Raw genomic sequence first — 16,709 nt, 5'->3', positions numbered from 1 at the left:
GGTGTTTCATCAAGCTTGAGAACTACACTTAAGCGAATATTATATATCACATGGAGCAAACAGGGTGGCAGAGCATAACTCACGAGAAAATGAAGGGGATACTTCTGACTCGTCTAAAAAAAAGAATAAAATAGCCATGTCGTCAATATTTGAATATGGAAGAGACCCCACCCATATCAATCAGGCTCATGACTTCGAAACCACACTTTCAGATGATGAGGACTGGCGATTTCTCAAGGGAGAAATAATTGATAAACGATATGAAATTAAAAAACCAATCGGAAGAGGGGGGATGGGAGAAGTCTATGCCGTTTATGATCAAAAAGAGAATGACTTGTGTGCAATAAAGGTGATACGAACATCATTGCAAGGCAAAAGGGCAATTCAGGAACGGTTCATAAATGAAGGCAGGTTTAGAAGCTTAAACTCGCCTCCCAATATTGTGAATATTTATGAAACTGCATTCAGTACTTCACAAAACATTCATTATATTATTATGGAGCTGATAGATTGGCCGAGTTTAAGCCAATTACTTAAGGCTGGCCAATCCTTCTCTCCTCATGAGGCTCTTGAAATAGGGAAACAAATTTGCGAAGCGATTGTTTTTTTGCATAATCGTGAAATCATTCATCGTGATATTAAGCCGGACAATATTCTCATTAGGCAAAATCGAGGAAATATATCTGTAAAACTTACAGACTTTGGTATTGCAAAACACCCTAATGGGATGCAGACGATCCCTGATATCGGATTCGGTGCAACGGACTATGCTGCGCCTGAACAATTAATCTCAGCTGCAACAGTCACAGGACAAGCCGATATTTATAGCTTAGGGATAGTATTGTCTGAAATGTTGACAGGGCACTTACGTGTCCGTTCTTCTGACCAATTTTCGAGACTCATTGGTAGCTTACCAACTGAAGTTAAGAAGTTGATCTCTGATGCGATCGCCGAGCGCCCCCAGGACCGAATTCGAGATGCTGGGACCATGTTAGCTCGAATTAATACATTATTTAATGATTTAAATTCAGATAATGAAACAACAACATCAAGCAGTAAAGAACTACCCTCACAATTCATCTTACCTACAATTGTCATAGTAGCGACCTTGGCTGTGTTTGTTTTTATTGTGGCATTATTGATCAAGAATGATTTTTTTTTGAGAAAGGTAGAACACAGTCATAAGTTAGTATTTCCAGACGGACGATCTAAAAAAGGCTATTCATTCAATAATTATAAGAAGTCGCAAAAACTGTGGGCTCAACATGTAAATGAAAGAATTAAGATTACTAACAGTATTGGGATGGCTTTTCGATTGGTACCACCTGGTGAGTATATTATGGGCTCTTCTGGAAAATCGATATATGAAAATCAACACCAAGTCTGTATTACAAAACCATTCTATTTAGCAGAAACTGAAGTCACCCAGGAACAATGGCAAAATCTCATGGGAACAACTCCGTGGCGTGGTCAACGAAATATTGTAGAGGGAAGAGAATTTCCGGCGACTTTTGTGAGTTGGTTTGATACACAGGATTTTATTGCAAGACTGAATAATAAAGAGGGGAAAGAATATCGCTTACCAACTGAAGCTGAATGGGAATATGTATGCAGGTCAGGAAATGTCGGAATGTATGGCTTCGATAACGGTGAAAGTCCAGCGATAGAATATGCATGGTTTAAGGGAAATGCTTATTTGAGAGATGAAAAGTATGCACACTCTGTCGGGCAGTTGGAAGCTAATCCATGGGGATTCTATGATATGCATGGAAACGTATGGGAGTGGTGCCAAGATTGGTATGGTCGATATGATGATAATTCAACTGAAGGCACTGCGAATCCAATTGGACCTGAGTCTGGACTAAGCCGAGTTTGTCGGGGTGGTTGTTGGAATAATAGTATTATCTACTGCCGATCTAGTACTCGAAATTATTTAAATCCAAATACTCGTCGCGATGATGTAGGATTTCGATTGGTACTAACTGTAGAATCCGAGCAAAATAAGTAGCAAGGTTTTAAAAGAGTCGGGCTCTTTATTGCGTGTGAACAACTACTTTTCTTCATCTGCAATTCCGATGAATACACCATTATGTTTCTTTGCCAGCATCTGTAGAAAAAAGCCGAACTCCATTGTTTCTCCGGAGTTGTTGTCTCCGGCCGTCTTGTGAATGTAATCTCCAATTCCCACTGTGTTAATTACAACATTGGGATGTTTTTCGAGAAGCCATGCTCGAATTTTATCTGCCTCAGTTTTTGTTAACTCGCGTCCATTATTATCAGTTGCTCTACCATCTGTGAAGATAACAATCGTATCGACTTCGGGATAATACTCAAAAGTGTTTTCAATCGCTGTTTGAGTTTGAGTTTGCCCATCAGCTTCAATATTATCTTTTATAAACGAAGCTGCTAATAAACGATTATCCTCATCGCATTCGACAAGTTCAGTTCGAAATGGTGATATATTGTTGTCGAAGTCAATGATTGCAAAACGATCCATTCTAAGATTTTTAATCCATTGTGATAGAAGCTCTTTGCTTTTATCGAATCGCCCTGAATCCTTCATGCTTTCAGATGAGTCAAACAGAAAGACGACATTCTGTAATTTTCCTCGTAGTGCGACAATTGAGTTTGCGGTGTTACCGAGTTCTGCGATGTCATCTTTCAGCTCTGTTATCTCTTTCTTCAATTCAGAGATGGTTTTATCACGCTCATTCAATTGCATCTGAAGTTTTTGTTTTTCAAAATTCAATTGTGATATTTTAGTTTCCTTTTCAGAAAGTGTCTTTTTGATTTTGGCTAGTTCAAGTTTGAGTTTCTTGATTTCTTCTTTGAGTAAGTCGACCTCTTCTTCATTGCATGGAGGACAAACAACTGGCGGTGGACATTCAATAGGTGGCGGACAAGGGGAGTTCTTTTTACATTCGCGAAGCTGATCCGACAAAAAACTGGTATAACGCACCAAACCAAAAGATAAGCCTACGATCAGGATTGTGGAAAGCACAAATAGGTCTGTCGTTGCGACCCATCCTATTGAATTTTCATCGGATTCATTTGAAAAAGAATTATGCATATTTATGATTTCAATTCATTATCTTTGGGGTTGTCTCTTCTAAATAATCCACTAAAAAGATTTGGTCTTTTTTCCTGGGAATGACTGGCAGTCCCAGAGTTCTCTAAAATGTGGTTTCTCATTGCTGAAATTATTTCTTCTGGAATATTTGATATCGCGGCCTCAAGTTTAGCAAGAAGATCATTCATTTTTGTAAGCTTAGAATCCAGAAACCTTTCTTTTGTATTAAGTCCCTTAGACGTTTGAACTAGATTCTCAGCGCCAACATTGATCGAACTCAACAATTCGTTGAGCTTTGTGAAACCTTGATCTAAACCATCTGTGGTACTGCTAAGTGAATTAGAGGCGGTTTGCAACTCTTCGGTAGCTTTTTCTGTATGTTTAGCTGCAGCTGAAAATTGTTTTTCAATTTCATTGACCATTTTTGCTGAATCAATGGCTGTTTTCTTAGTGACTTGTACAGAAGCATTAAGGTCCTCCACTACTTTCTCACTAAGCACTTTGATTGATTTATCTAATCCCTCTGTAGCGTTCTTCAACGATTCCAATGTGGGGGCAATGTCGTTGACAGCATTCTTCAGTTCAGGAGATATGTTTTCTAATTCTGAAGTAATATTAGTGATAGAAGTTTCTATATTTTCTCCTGCGTCTGATACTTTAGACTCAAATGATTCAGCACCGTTCTTTAATTTTCCCGCTATGCCCTCATGTTCAATTAGAATTTTTTCAAATTTTATCGCAGTGTTCGTTACTTCCTGTGATACTATATCGAGCGATGAGATTGTCAGTTCTAACATATCATTAAAATTATTCTCGGTATGCGTTCTTATTGCTCCTAATGTGCCTGAGAATTTATCCATTTCTTTCCAGATAGGATCCATTGGATCAAGATTGACTTTTGATTCTGCTTCTAGACGTAAAGTTCCGATTCGATGATCGACTAATTGCATCATGAATTGATTAAATAATGCCAGAAGGGAACCTAGAAAGACACCAATATATAGTGGTTTAAGAGAAAGTAGTATCTCGCTAAAATGAATTTTATCTCCTGCATATAACGTACTTGAATCTAATCCTGGAGCATCTAGAATTAAAAATCCCAGACCAGTAAGTACAACTCCCAATAAGGGGGCCGCAAGTCCAAGTCTTCTCAGTGCACTGGGCCAAAATATTTTTGACAACATTCTATCAAATGTGTCTAAGGCTTCATCCTTGGTAGGTTTACTAGCACCTAAGTTCTTATCATCTGATTTGTTCAGCCAGTCGTTGAAAACAAGTTTCAAATCTCTCATTGAGAGAAAACAGAAAACTAGTTGCACTGCAAAATAGCTAGCAGCGATGGTATATATAAAGAAAGGCTCCATTGATAACTCTTTCAATTAGTAATGTTTTTAAACACAATCAAATGATCAACAATTTACTCTAGAAATATAATTGGGAAGAATTATCCAATTGGTTTCGATCTTTGTGATATATTCGAAAAGTAAGATGATGGTTTTGCGATTATCTCTTTGGTCTATTTTTGTAATCTGCTTCACAGTCAGAGCAGCGGCAACCAAACTGATATCCATGTCCCTTACAACAAGTGCAGTTGACAATGTGTTGAAACCATTCATGAAAGATGACAAAGTTTAAGTCACCTATGATGAGCGTTTCGTCTGGCAGCAATCTTGTTAGATGATTTAATTCTATTTTTGTATTGCGGATTGCAATATGACAATGAGAGTCAAACGGTTCGATCCAGAATGAATTATCAATGAACAGGATTCTGGCATGAATATCCTGTATAGAGTTGTCATGAATTTGCCACGCACAATTACTGGCTCTACCGATCTGAAATGAGTTTTGAAAAAAGATGTATTTCTCAAGTTCGCTCAGATTGTCGTTTCGTTCGATGGTAACGGCAGAATGAGGACCTATCTTCTTGGGCATACCTAACTGAAAATCCCGGTCTGTGGCCAGCAAATTATACGGTTGCTCTGAAACAGGATTCTGAGTAATGCGAGTTTTCAGTATGAGCGGGTTAATTTGGTTCCTGCTGTCCAGTGTACCTGGCTGGATTGTCATTCCGTTGATAAGCAGGCATTCTGGCCTCTCCGTAGATAGTCTGGTTGCTCCAACAGTCGTGCCACCGGCTGAGAAATTCTGAAAACAGACTCCGTGCTCTGTAAATTTCAGAACACCATGCTGACGCGAAATATAACCGTCTTGAGGATTCTCTCTTAGAGTTCTGAGGTAGATGTCATTGGGATTTTGCAATGAATTTTTATCGCAATATAATGTTTTCTGTCGCCCCAAATATGCTTTACGACCCGCTAACAGATTTACATAAGACTCGTCTTGGGATGTACTTCTAGCTATAGTGAGTCTGGCTGTTTTGACTGATCTTGTCTCAACTGTACGACCCTTATCATATGATACTGGACGTTCATAATGCTTAAGGTGTCTAAATGATGCGGAGATATCTGCAGACCGGGCTAATGATTTTGTACCACTGAGGAATAGCGGTATCGATTTCCAGTCATCCTGTCTGACTTTAGTATTGATGTGTACGTTTTGATTAACGTTATTATCCAGACCTTCCAGTACAGTGCTGTTTTGTATGTTCCTTTCATTTGAGATATTGACTGTAATCTGGTTATCCTGCTGTGGTTGGATAGTAAGATATCCCTGCCAAAAAGCGTGTCCCGTCGAACCATCGTCTACCTTGAGATGAAGTAAACCACCCTCGACAGGAAAACTGCTTAATGAGAGAGGAATTATCCAATGTCCTCTATCAGCAGTGAGAGTGAAAGAACCCGGCGTGCCATCGCTGCCACCTTGGGCTGATAAACAGCAGCTACCTGAAATTGTTTCGCGGCCTGCATTTGTAAAACGTACTTCCAGGGTCAACCTCTCTGCTGTCAGAGTAATGCTTCCCAGGTTCACTTCAAAAGAGAAAAGAGGTTTTAACGTGATTGTTTCCGGAGATTCCTGTGTTGATGGAACTTTTGAAGCAAACGAGTCAGTTCCCAGAGAAATATTATGATTGAGATCGGCCTTTTCAGGATGACTATCAGACAAAATGGACTCCACCACTGGTTGTGGCTGGAGTGGTGGGGCCTGTACTATCTCCGAAGTATTATCAGCGGTTGAGGATACTGGAACCCAATTCTGGGCACATTGAGGGCATAAGGGCAGTCCGTCTGGATTATCCTGCTCATGCTGACAATGCAAACAATGATATAGCATCAGACTACCCCAATTCACTCTCAATGGAAATAAAAAGTTCGATGATCTTTATAAAGGTCCATTGTCGTTATCAACACGCAACTCAAGATGGAACCCATCAATATTATTCTGGTTGGCTGCAAATTCGAGGCTATAGCGATCAGGAGCCAGATTTTCGAAACAGACCGTATTGTTCTCAATACGGATGGTGGACACGGTCCCTGTGGTTTCTCCTGCCAATGTCACGTCTATGGAAGCTGAACTATATTTGGGATCAATGTTGGATAGCTCAATGATGATACTGAGTGCATCATTGAGGCCGGTTTCAATGGTGACTGTCAGATCCAGATGTTTCAGACGTTGTGTATGACGAAGTTGAGTTGTCTTTTCCTGGGGGGCACGGGCCATGTCATAGGACCTGACCTGTCCTCGTGAAGGCTTGATCCCATATTCCAGAAATCCCTGTCGGGAGATGACCGTGAAAGCGGGAGGATTCGCTTTCGGAATTGTGAGAATCTGCTCTAACTGTTGTTGAATGATGGAATCAGGAACCGGTCCCAGATTTTCAGTGGCCTCTGCAGCATCAATTAAAGATCGTAGTAATCTGACACTTTGGGGGTCCTGTGACGCGAGTTCGTTCAGTCGCTTTTCGTCGGCTTCGGTAAAATCGTCTGTTCCAAAGACACTCGACTGCACAAATTGATTCATCAGGAGAATGAGTTCTTCTGGGAGATTGTTTTTCAGAGCATTGAAATCTCTGTTTTCATCTGCGATCGCTTCCAGCAGTTCCAGAAATCTGGATTCTTCTGAGGGGGATGACGGGTTGGTCATTTGTTTTATTTCCTATGAGAAAAGTCGAATCATCAGCTTCATTTATGTAAATTCCTGCAAGATTGGCTTGCAGTCTTTTGATTCTATAAGGTCAACTTCCTGAGAATCTTGCATTGAAATTAGTCTGATCTGAAAATTTAGTTCTTTTCCATTTCGAGATGACCACAAATATGATCAGCCAGTATTTGTTGCCGTTGTTCCTCAGTCTGTTGCTCTTTTTCAGTCTGACTCACTGATGAAGATTCCAGCATGTTTTCGAAAGCTTTTCCCAGAGAAGACAGAGCCCTGGACTTCAGCACGTAACAGTTTTTCTTTTCTTCGTTCAGCACATAAGCAATCTGATCTGGAGACATTAATTTCTCTGTTTTGGCTTGATTGAATTGATCGACGAGTTCCAACCACTTTTGACGATGATATTTTTGCTTATAGCAATAAACGGCGAACTTTCGGTCTGGATTTTCAGTCGAGACCTCATCCCTGGAAGCAGGGAACTCCGTTTTTACATTCTCTACGGAATTCTTCTTCACGGCTAAGTAACAGACTCTCTTTAACGACTCAAGTAATTGAGTGGCAGTTTGAGAATTATCTTGCGTAAAGCCTTGAGTTATACGATTGAGAAGTGATTGTTTTTTCCTGTCAAACAGCCTCTGAAGTTCATAGTGGCGATTGAGCCTTTCTGAAAGTGCGCCGATTTCACTCTCGAAATCCAGTTCCATTTCGTTCTTAGAATTTGGACTTGTTTCATTCTTGGATTCCGGTTCCATCTCGTGCATCACTTTTTCCAACCGCTTATTTGCTTCTTCAGCAGTCAGCCCATTTTCTGTTGCCACAGCGACAATATCGAAAAGATATTTATCGCGCCACTCATCGGGTAATTCCTGGGGCCAGATCCATAGGAGAAAAACAGCCTTGGGTTTGGCGGAAAGGGTTGCAAGTATCAATTCTATGGCTGGAAAAAGATCCTCTTTATTATTCTCGGGCTGTGAAATGCTTCCATCGGAACGAGACTCTAAGTGCTCGTCCGCAGTCAACTGATAGTGAGGTTGTTCCCGGTAAACCCTGGCCCAGTCCCTGAGAACATAGTCTCGAATATAGTTGATAAAAAAGACCCACGGAGATGCATCAAAATCATCCGGTCGATATTTTCTCATCCGACTGATAAATGCTTCCAAAGATAATACTCTGTTGAAAACATAATCCCAGGCGTGTTGGAAGGGAGTTAAATCGGTAATCTCATCCCAGTTTTTGTTGTTCTTGGTAGAGAAAGAGGAGGGAAGAAAACCACTCCATACCAATTGATTAAAGATTAATTCGTTAAGCCGATTTATAAAAAACTTACCTTCCGTTGGATGCTGGAAAAAATATCGATGAGCTTCTTTATGGTTATCTAAGCATATTTGATGAGCAATCTGATAGGCTTCCAAGTATTTTTGATCTGCAGTCGGATCGACTTTCGGGTAATCACTATGGCTCAAATCAGACAACCGCTTAATATATTCTGAGTCTGCAGACTGAAAATTAGAGTTCATTACGGATGTTTCTTCGTTGGGGGGAGTATCTGGAATCAGGAATGATGGTGCGGGCGTGCACATAGAGACACTCCAGTCTACCAGTTAAGTTCCAGAAATGCCAGCAAAACTTCTTCCTTTCGATGTCAACATAGGCCCAATTGACGAAGCTGACTTATAGAGTGAAATACCCTGTGAATGTTGAACAAATATGAATAATAAAATACAAAAAAGAGCCAATTATTATGAAAGATCACGGATAATTTCTGCTTATAGATTTGGGGAACCCTGTTGAATCTTATCAGTCTTGAAGGAGCCCCCTATGTCTACAAAATTACGCTGGTCCCTGTTTGTGATTGTTTTACTGCCTCTGATTGTTTACGGCTTGAACTCAGATATGACTCAACACTGCTTTCCCGATCATTCGCAGCAAGATCATGAATCACAGCCAGACATTGACTCGATCTCTGAGATTCGTAGCTCGATCCAAGTTGACTCGGAATCAACACCAGGCATTGTTCTCAGGGAAATCAAGCTGATTCTGGTCCAGTTCAATCAAGCCCTGGAAGCTCATATTGGCTGGTTGCGTCCCCAGTCAGTCAAAGAGCGCGCCTTGTTCTGGCTGGTCCTCTGCGTGGCTGTTCCCTGGCTGTTTGCTGGATTTCTGGATCCCTTTGCAATTACCCGCTCTCGTCTCTTGAGCTGGCTGATAGTCCTGGTCTGGACCGGTCTGTCGATCTGGTCTGCCTGGCACTTCTGGGGAGTAGATGCAGGATCGAAACTGTTTGGTTCGACAATGATCGTACTGGTTCCCCTGCTAAGCTCCTACTTCCATTACGTTCGCAGCTGTTTTTATGAAGAAGATTCCTCACAACAGGACAGAACTGTATCCGGTGCGTAGGTTGCCAACTGGATAAGGATCACTCAGAATAGGACCATCTGAAAAACTGTAGATGTGTCTATTACCTGGAGAGTATGTATGGCTTCTGGAGAAGATCAAACCAACTCTGATGATAAGTTTTCAAAGGACTTTGGCTCCTTCGGATTCATGGATCGGGCAGAACAGACGCGCGAACAGATTCCGTCTGAAACCGGCGCTGATCTGCCCGTCTCTTTTCCTCTAGCAGACCGTTATCAACAACTGGAAGCCCCCATTCAGGGAGGGATGGGAGTCGTCTTCAAAGCATTGGACAAGAACCTGGGGATCAATGTTGCCATCAAACGCATTCTGCCTGAATTCGCCTCTGATCGACATTTCCTACAGCGTTTTGAACGTGAAGCCAGGACACAGGTCCGTCTTAGTCACTCCCACTTAGTACGGATCTGGGATTTTGTCCTTGATGAAACGGGTCCGTATATTGTGATAGATTGGATCGAAGGCCACAGCCTCGATCGGGAACTGAAACAGAATGGCGTTCTGGAAGAGCAGCGTGCCGCTGAAATCATCGCGAAAGTAGCCAGCGCATTGCAGGTGGCCCATGACGCCCAGATCATCCACCGGGATATCAAGCCCGCCAATATCCTCCTCGATCAAAATGGGAATCCTTATATTGCTGACTTCGGTCTGGTTCGGATCGAAGCGAATGAGAGTCAGTCAATTCCAGGGACTTTGAGTGGAGCCCTTTTGGGGTCTGTAGACTTTGTGGCTCCGGAACAGCTTGCCGATGCGAGAAATGCCAGCGTCAGGAGTGACATCTGGAGTCTGGGAGCCACCCTGTATCAACTGGTAACGGGGCGGTCTGTACGCGGCATGCGGGAATCCCTGATTCCGAAATCGTTGCGGGAAATCATTCTGAAAGCGATGGAACATGAACCGGAAGACCGGTTTTCTTCGATGACTGAATTTGCCGCTGCTTTGCGATCTACAGTTAAACCTGTTGAAGTTACAGATCATACTCCCCGTTCAAATCATCAAGACACCCCCAGTCCCTTAACCCCGACAGAGGATCTGGCAAGTCTGTTGTTAAAAACACAGGATGAAGTGACTCGCCAGCATGCCGAAGCACGGCGGCTGCTTGATGAATACAATTACGAGAGAGCAGCTTCAATCTTAGGACAGATCCCCAGTCATCTGCGTGATATGGATTTGTTTAAGGCGACAATCGAGAAACGGGATCGCGTGTCTGATCTGGATGCTGTGATCTCGAAAGCGGTCAAAGAGATGCATCTGGATGGGTTGCGCCAGCAGGTAAATGAGTTACTGGACCTGCAGCCTCAGCGTGATGATCTGGAGCGATTGCTGGAGCATTTGCCGAAAGAACCGGTCAGGCCTAAGGAGCCCGCGCAGTTGGTCGCACCCTTTGATGCTAATGTTGCAAAAGCCGACCAACAGGAATGGTCTGCTCATCTGGGATTGGATATGGAGACCAGCAATTCTATCGGTATGAAGTTTAAGTTAATTCCCCCTGGTGAATTTCTGATGGGGTCACCTGAATCGGAAGCGAATCGAGATGAAGCTGAAGTTCAACATGAGGTGCGGATTACGAAGCCTTATTACCTGGGATCAACGGTAGTCACTCAGGGCCAATGGAAAGCAGTGATGGGGACGACTCCCTGGAAGGGGAAAGATTATGTTAAAGAGGGAGACAATTATCCGGCAACGTATGTGAGTTGGGAAGATGCCCAAGAGTTTATTCAAAAGTTGAATGCATCTGAAGGAGATTTATATCGCTTACCGACAGAGGCCGAATGGGAATATGCGTGTCGAGCAGGTAGTTTGAGTGCTTACTGTTTTGGAGACGATACAGGACATCTCTCCGAATATGGTTGGTTTGATAAAAATGCATGGAACATAAATGAGAAATATGCACATCAGGTTGGTCAGAAAAGATCGAACCCGTTTGGTTTGTATGATACGCACGGCAATGTGTATGAGTGGTGCGAGGACTGGTATGGTGGCTATGCGAGTGATGCTGTTACCGATCCTACGGGGCCGACAACGGGCTCGTCCCGGGTGTACCGGGGCGGTTGCTGGTTCTTTAGCTCCGGGCACTGCCGTTCGGCGGCCCGCGACGGGTACTCTCCTGGGCCCCGGAACGACGATCTCGGCTTTCGTGTGCTCCGCAGTTCCGTCAAGTAAGCCCGCAGGAAGCGGAAACCGGTATAAGCGGAGCGTCATCCGGAACGCAGGCCCGCAGGGAGCGAGGCGGAGCCGCGACCAGAGGTGCCGTAGTGGAGGATCGAATAATTATTAACCGCAGATGGAATATCGAATAGAGCAGGTTTAATTTATGTCAAATGAGTATCATTCTTATGGTCAGGAACCTTCCTTTCATGGGCAGGCTCCTGCAGCTAATCTACAGCCGGGGCAGTTAGCAGATCGCTTCGAACTGGTCAGCATGCTCGGTCACGGCGGGATGGGACAGGCCTGGCTGGCCATCGACCCTCGCCGGCAGGATGAAGAACGGGAGGGACACGTGGTTCTGAAGTTCCTGCCCGATGCGCTGCGCCATCATCCGGATGCTACTCAGGATTTCCGAGCTGCATACCGCCGCGTCCAGGCGCTGCACCACGAATCGATCTGTCCACTATTTGACCTGGGCGAATCGCGTGAGCTGGGCTGTTTCCAGGTAATGCAGTTCATTCCCGGGATCACTCTACGCGAATTGATGCGGTCTTCTGATCCGGAGCGAACCGGCCTGGATCTGGAACGAGTCATTCGGTACCTGCAACCCATTGCGCGGGCTTTGGATTATGCCCATCAGAAAAAAATCATTCACCGCGATATCAAACCGGACAATGTGATCGTCGATCCTGCTACAGGAGAAGTGCATGTGATCGACTTCGGTCTGGCAGCCGAATTGCGAACCAGTATGTCCCGCTACAGTCAGCAGCGGCTCTCAGTCTCTGGGACAGAGTCCTACATGCCCCACGAACAATGGCTCGGCCAATCCCAGGATGGGCGATCTGATCAGTACAGTCTGGCGGTTGTAGCCTGGGAGCTGTTGACCGGACAGCCTCCTTTCCAGGGAAGCGGCATGCAACTGGCCTATGCAGTGGCTCAGGCTTCGTTACCGGTGTTACCAGAACATTTCCAGCATTTGCAACCTGTATTTGAGCGAGGGCTCTCGCGGGACCGAGGTCAACGCTATGAATCTGTAGAAGCATTCGTGGATGGTTTGTCTAGCGACGAACTCAAGGGAAATGAAAATATCTTCCAAAAGAGATCGCATTCAAGCGTCCCTTTACAAATCGAAAATCAGGTTAGACAGTTTTTAGAAACACAAACAGAAGTGGCAAGGCAGCATGATGAAGCAAAGCAACTCTTAGATGAAAATGATTATTCAGGTGCCGCCGCGATTTTGGAAAAGATCCCCGGTTCCTTAAGGAATTTAAATATGTATTCGACAGCGGTCGAGAAACGGGATCGTGTGGTTGAACTGGATACGATAATTTCATCGGCGCTCAAGGAGATGCGTGTGGTGGGTATACGCTGGCATGTTATAGAATTATTTGACTTATTGCCACAACGTGATGACCTTGAAAAATTACTTCAGCATTTACCACAGAATCCTGAACTATTGGTGGCACCATTCGATGCAAAAATTGTAAAGACCAGTCAACAAGATTGGGCTAATCATCTGGGCGTGAATGTGGAGCTAAATAATTCAATTGGTATGAAGTTTTGCTTGATTCCTCCAGGGGAATTTCTGATGGGGGCTCCTGAAACGGAAGCAAATCGAGCTGACGATGAGGCACAATATAAGGTACAAATTACTAATCCTTATTACTTAGGTTCAACTGTCGTGACCCAAGGACATTGGAATTTAGTAATGGGGACAACTCCTTGGAAAGGGAAAAATAATGTCGAAGAAGGTGACGATTATCCGGCAGTGTATGTGAGTTGGGAAGACGCACAGGAATTTATCGGTGAGTTGAATGCATCTGAAGAAGATTTATATCGATTGCCAACAGAGGCAGAATGGGAATATGCATGTCGAGGAGGGAGTATGTGTGCGTATAGTTTTGGAGCTGATTCTGGAACTCTATCTGAATACGGTAGGTATGATGTAAATGGGAGTAAAATTGGTGTGGGATATGCGCATCAGGTTGGTCAGAAAAAACCAAATAATTTTAGATTATTTGATATGCATGGCAATGTTTGGGAGTGGTGTCAGGATTGGTATGGTGATTATCTAAGAAGTTCTATCACAAATCCAAAGGGGCCTATATCGGGATCAAATCGAGTCAATCGGGGGGGGAGTTGGGGACGAAACCAGAGAGACTGTCGTTCTGCAAATCGCGGTAGAAATACTCCTGGTCTCCGTAGTAGTGCTCTCGGCTTTCGGGTTCTTCGCAGTTCCGACAAGCATGTCTACAGGAAGCTGAAAATTGTATAAGCGGAGCGCAAACCGAAACACCGGATCCGCGTGAGTGTGATGAAAGCGCGAACAAGGGCCCCGTAGGAGGGGTATAGCGCACTGACCGCACCCACGCCCGGTCACTAAAAATAACAAATCTCCAGAATTCGCTCAATTCTCTGCAAGATTTCCTCTCAGAGGTCCTTATTCAACTATTAGTAGACTTACTTTGCAGTTGAAATTCTAATCAGGGCCGCCCCCTATTGATTCTGTTAGCGCTGAGACAGTTGTCAGAGCGAGTGTTACCTGCACTCAATAAAACAGAATATCAATCAATAGTGGTTTCCAACATCTATAAGGGGGGGATAGTCTGATTTTCAATCTCAATATACGTTTAAAAAAGAGTCAGAAATGTAACGGAAAAATTCTTAAATTAGTCCAGTTCTTTATGATTTGGAAAATCGACAGTTGGCTCTGTTCATGTAATAGAAGTTCTGGTCATGTTCTCACCAATGAGGATGGAATGAAGAGATATCTCCGGGAACATTTCATTAATGCCACTGTGCTGATTTGAATTGAATGAGGTAGGGCGAAGGGTGCCTGCCCACCCCTCTGGGGCTCTATGCTTTTGCAAAGAACTCCGGAGGGGATTTTTTATATTCAGCCTTCAAAAGGTCTCGTCATTAGGCAATTCTAAGTATCGCATTTCTTCGGGTTGACTTGCTCAACTTTTGAACTAATATTATGTGCTCAAACACGGAAGATAATTCTGTTGTTTGAATGCTGAGTCTTACTTCATTATGTAGTAAATCTCGGCTTCCTTGGTGACATAACCAAGCGGAGAGTGAAGCTGAAGTAAAGTTAGTGAATGCGTTTTTTAAGCTGGTAATATTACAAGACTTAAACATCATTTATCTTCAGCTGTCAGTTTCCAATGACCACTTCTGGTTACGAAATTGATCGTCTTGTCAGCGTCTCCTGCAGATCCAGGTCTATCAGATCCTGCAACCGTCGGCTGGCGCATTTATGTTTCTGATCAATCAACTGACTGGCATAATGATGCCAGTCTTCGTCCCGGTGGGGACAGGTAAAACCGTCGTGCAAATGCCCCAGACCGCCGACGGCCTCGGCAAAGCAGGTTGGTCCGTAACAGTTGCGTTTAACTTCGCATTTCGTGTCACAGATAGGACAGTACAGTTCTGATCTCTCACCCGGTTTTGTGTACAGACATTGTTTTCCGCTGAATAACATTGCCTGTTTCTCCTCGCTTTATCCTGAATTAGAATAGAATCATCACGGGCAACGTAGCGAGCAGTCGTAAGCAGAGAGAGGCCTTACTGAGGTCTCAGAGCCATTCTTTGCTTTTTCAAACCGCATCGTTCTCTATCGGAGGGCTGTGGCACCTTGGTGGCTGAACCAGGTTGCCGGACGTTTCAAAGGGCCATTACCCTCAACGTCACTCGTGATGCAATAAGGTGGGAATTCCCACCGACAGGGAAATCATATAAGACAGAACTCAAAGGTCAAGCCCTGATAGAAAAGATAACTCTGTATCATTGGCTAAAGGTACATGAGGAGCAATTACAATAACGGCGGCAATGATCGTTACGGCGTAGGTCGTGTTTCAATCCGCGCCCCTACGTGAGGGGCGATTATCTGCCGAGCTGGAACGGGTTAAGACTGAGAGGTTTCAATCCGCGCCCCTACGTGAGGGGCGATGCGGTATCACGCGATGGACCCGCTGACAGTCGAAGTTTCAATCCGCGCCCCTACGTGAGGGGCGATATGATCAAAACAAGCACTTATTTGAGCAAAGGGAGTTTCAATCCGCGCCCCTACGTGAGGGGCGATCTCATTGACTGCCAGACCTACATCACAGACCACAGTTTCAATCCGCGCCCCTACGTGAGGGGCGATGCGCGACTGGCCCGGCTGAGACTCCACATTACGGTTTCAATCCGCGCCCCTACGTGAGGGGCGATGCGGCACCAATGCCAATGTAGTTGCCCGATCGCTTGTTTCAATCCGCGCCCCTACGTGAGGGGCGATGTTTCCAAGCCCTCTAGTCGCGCCCATCCAGCAGGTTTCAATCCGCGCCCCTACGTGAGGGGCGATCGAAAATGACAGACTTCAACAACCTTCCAGTAGGTTTCAATCCGCGCCCCTACGTGAGGGGCGATTTCGGAAGCGTAAGCATGGCCCGATATTCAAGCGGTTTCAATCCGCGCCCCTACGTGAGGGGCGATACAAGTCCCGTTCGCCACTCCCGAGACTTCAAAGTTTCAATCCGCGCCCCTACGTGAGGGGCGATTCTCCACCTGCTCCTGTAGTGTTGGCTCGGATAGTTTCAATCCGCGCCCCTACGTGAGGGGCGATAGCGATGTTGTAAACCAATATGCTGCAATTGTCTCGAAGAACTGATCCGCGAAGCAGGTGCTTTTCCATACTGATTTACGAGTTCACTGTTCTTCAAAATACTTAAATCCATTAAAAGTAACAAGTTGGAAGAAGTGCGAAACATCTGGCTCATATGAGCGCGCATTGGGTTCGCAATTTGAAATGAGGTTGCTGGAAACGATTACATAATCAGTGGACCATCAATATTGTAGCCGTCTTTCGAGCCATGATGCTCCACACGTCGCTCCCAGTTATTTCCCAGATTATAAAAGCGAAGGCTATCCTGGGAAAGGTCGGCTATCTCTAAAAGAATGGCTTTGTAAAGCGTCCATTGCCCCGCATCAGCTTTAATCTCAAAAACTGAGTTTTGAACACGCTGACCGATATTCTCAC

The 16,709-nt window shown here is 44.3% G+C and carries 11 protein-coding genes, 1 CRISPR repeat array and 1 riboswitch; of the genes, 4 read left to right on the top strand and 7 right to left on the bottom strand.

Going from position 1 to position 16,709, the window contains the following annotated elements; all coding sequences use genetic code 11:
* The first annotated feature begins 64 nt into the window (after window positions 1-64).
* The gene (locus tag ACN0YH_RS13535) at window positions 65-2,008 is read left to right on the top strand and encodes a bifunctional serine/threonine-protein kinase/formylglycine-generating enzyme family protein (protein WP_417380099.1); all 1,944 of its coding nucleotides are present in this window, start codon (window positions 65-67) and stop codon (window positions 2,006-2,008) included.
* A 42-nt stretch (window positions 2,009-2,050) separates the two neighbouring features.
* Here ACN0YH_RS13535 and ACN0YH_RS13530 read toward each other — a convergent pair whose 3' ends face one another.
* From ACN0YH_RS13530 to ACN0YH_RS13510, 5 genes are all read right to left on the bottom strand, one after another.
* On the bottom strand, window positions 2,051-3,070 hold the full coding sequence (locus ACN0YH_RS13530; protein ID WP_417380098.1) for a VWA domain-containing protein: 1,020 nt from the start codon (window positions 3,068-3,070) through the stop codon (window positions 2,051-2,053).
* 2 nt (window positions 3,071-3,072) lie between these two features.
* Window positions 3,073-4,434, bottom strand: a complete 1,362-nt coding sequence (locus ACN0YH_RS13525) for a hypothetical protein (RefSeq protein WP_417380097.1) — start codon at window positions 4,432-4,434, stop codon at window positions 3,073-3,075.
* 139 nt (window positions 4,435-4,573) lie between these two features.
* Window positions 4,574-6,133 carry an FHA domain-containing protein gene (locus ACN0YH_RS13520; protein WP_417380096.1) on the bottom strand — a complete coding sequence of 520 codons (1,560 nt, stop codon included), beginning with the start codon at window positions 6,131-6,133 and terminating at the stop codon, window positions 4,574-4,576.
* Between the two features lie 216 nt (window positions 6,134-6,349).
* Complete coding sequence (locus ACN0YH_RS13515) at window positions 6,350-7,111, bottom strand: hypothetical protein (protein WP_417380095.1); 762 nt, start codon at window positions 7,109-7,111, stop codon at window positions 6,350-6,352.
* Window positions 7,112-7,248: 137 nt separating this feature from the next.
* A complete protein-coding gene (locus ACN0YH_RS13510) occupies window positions 7,249-8,703 on the bottom strand; it encodes a hypothetical protein (protein ID WP_417380094.1) in 1,455 nt (484 codons plus the stop codon).
* 238 nt (window positions 8,704-8,941) lie between these two features.
* On the opposite strand from ACN0YH_RS13510, the gene ACN0YH_RS13505 reads away from it, so the two are divergent.
* The 3 genes from ACN0YH_RS13505 to ACN0YH_RS13495 all read left to right on the top strand — a co-directional run bounded on the left by ACN0YH_RS13505 (window position 8,942) and on the right by ACN0YH_RS13495 (window position 13,958).
* Window positions 8,942-9,520 (top strand): hypothetical protein, encoded by a 579-nt coding sequence (locus ACN0YH_RS13505; RefSeq protein WP_417380093.1) that lies wholly within the window; start codon window positions 8,942-8,944, stop codon window positions 9,518-9,520.
* 78 nt (window positions 9,521-9,598) lie between these two features.
* On the top strand, window positions 9,599-11,698 hold the full coding sequence (locus ACN0YH_RS13500) for a bifunctional serine/threonine-protein kinase/formylglycine-generating enzyme family protein (RefSeq protein ID WP_417380092.1): 2,100 nt from the start codon (window positions 9,599-9,601) through the stop codon (window positions 11,696-11,698).
* Window positions 11,699-11,849: 151 nt separating this feature from the next.
* Entirely contained in the window at window positions 11,850-13,958 is a 2,109-nt protein-coding gene (locus ACN0YH_RS13495) for an SUMF1/EgtB/PvdO family nonheme iron enzyme (RefSeq protein WP_417380091.1), read from the top strand.
* A 909-nt stretch (window positions 13,959-14,867) separates the two neighbouring features.
* Here ACN0YH_RS13495 and ACN0YH_RS13490 read toward each other — a convergent pair.
* Both ACN0YH_RS13490 and ACN0YH_RS13485 read right to left on the bottom strand, forming a co-directional pair.
* Window positions 14,868-15,170 (bottom strand): hypothetical protein, encoded by a 303-nt coding sequence (locus tag ACN0YH_RS13490; RefSeq protein ID WP_417380090.1) that lies wholly within the window; start codon window positions 15,168-15,170, stop codon window positions 14,868-14,870.
* Window positions 15,171-15,289: 119 nt separating this feature from the next.
* Window positions 15,290-15,391: riboswitch (SAM riboswitch) on the bottom strand.
* Between the two features lie 149 nt (window positions 15,392-15,540).
* Window positions 15,541-16,295: direct repeats of the CRISPR family, unit length 32 nt; unit sequence GTTTCAATCCGCGCCCCTACGTGAGGGGCGAT.
* Between the two features lie 202 nt (window positions 16,296-16,497).
* Window positions 16,498-16,709, bottom strand: a 212-nt coding sequence (locus ACN0YH_RS13485) for a CRISPR-associated endonuclease Cas2 (RefSeq protein ID WP_417380089.1), incomplete at its 5' end; no start/stop codon positions are given.

The sequence above is a fragment of the Gimesia sp. genome (assembly GCF_048262075.1).
GTDB lineage: Bacteria > Planctomycetota > Planctomycetia > Planctomycetales > Planctomycetaceae > Gimesia.
The sequence above is the reverse complement of the archived record's forward strand: the minus strand, read 5'-3'. Positions and strand labels throughout refer to the sequence as shown.

Excerpts from the sequence above, each read along its gene's own strand:
- ACN0YH_RS13515 (WP_417380095.1), bottom strand. The coding sequence starts at position 7,111 with ATGACCAACCCGTCATCCCCCTCAGAAGAATCCAGATTTCTGGAACTG.
- ACN0YH_RS13505 (WP_417380093.1), top strand. The coding sequence starts at position 8,942 with ATGTCTACAAAATTACGCTGGTCCCTGTTTGTGATTGTTTTACTGCCT.
- ACN0YH_RS13500 (WP_417380092.1), top strand. The coding sequence starts at position 9,599 with ATGGCTTCTGGAGAAGATCAAACCAACTCTGATGATAAGTTTTCAAAG.
- ACN0YH_RS13530 (WP_417380098.1), bottom strand. The coding sequence starts at position 3,070 with ATGCATAATTCTTTTTCAAATGAATCCGATGAAAATTCAATAGGATGG.
- ACN0YH_RS13510 (WP_417380094.1), bottom strand. The coding sequence starts at position 8,703 with ATGTGCACGCCCGCACCATCATTCCTGATTCCAGATACTCCCCCCAAC.
- ACN0YH_RS13490 (WP_417380090.1), bottom strand. The coding sequence starts at position 15,170 with ATGTTATTCAGCGGAAAACAATGTCTGTACACAAAACCGGGTGAGAGA.
- ACN0YH_RS13525 (WP_417380097.1), bottom strand. The coding sequence starts at position 4,434 with ATGGAGCCTTTCTTTATATATACCATCGCTGCTAGCTATTTTGCAGTG.
- ACN0YH_RS13495 (WP_417380091.1), top strand. The coding sequence starts at position 11,850 with ATGTCAAATGAGTATCATTCTTATGGTCAGGAACCTTCCTTTCATGGG.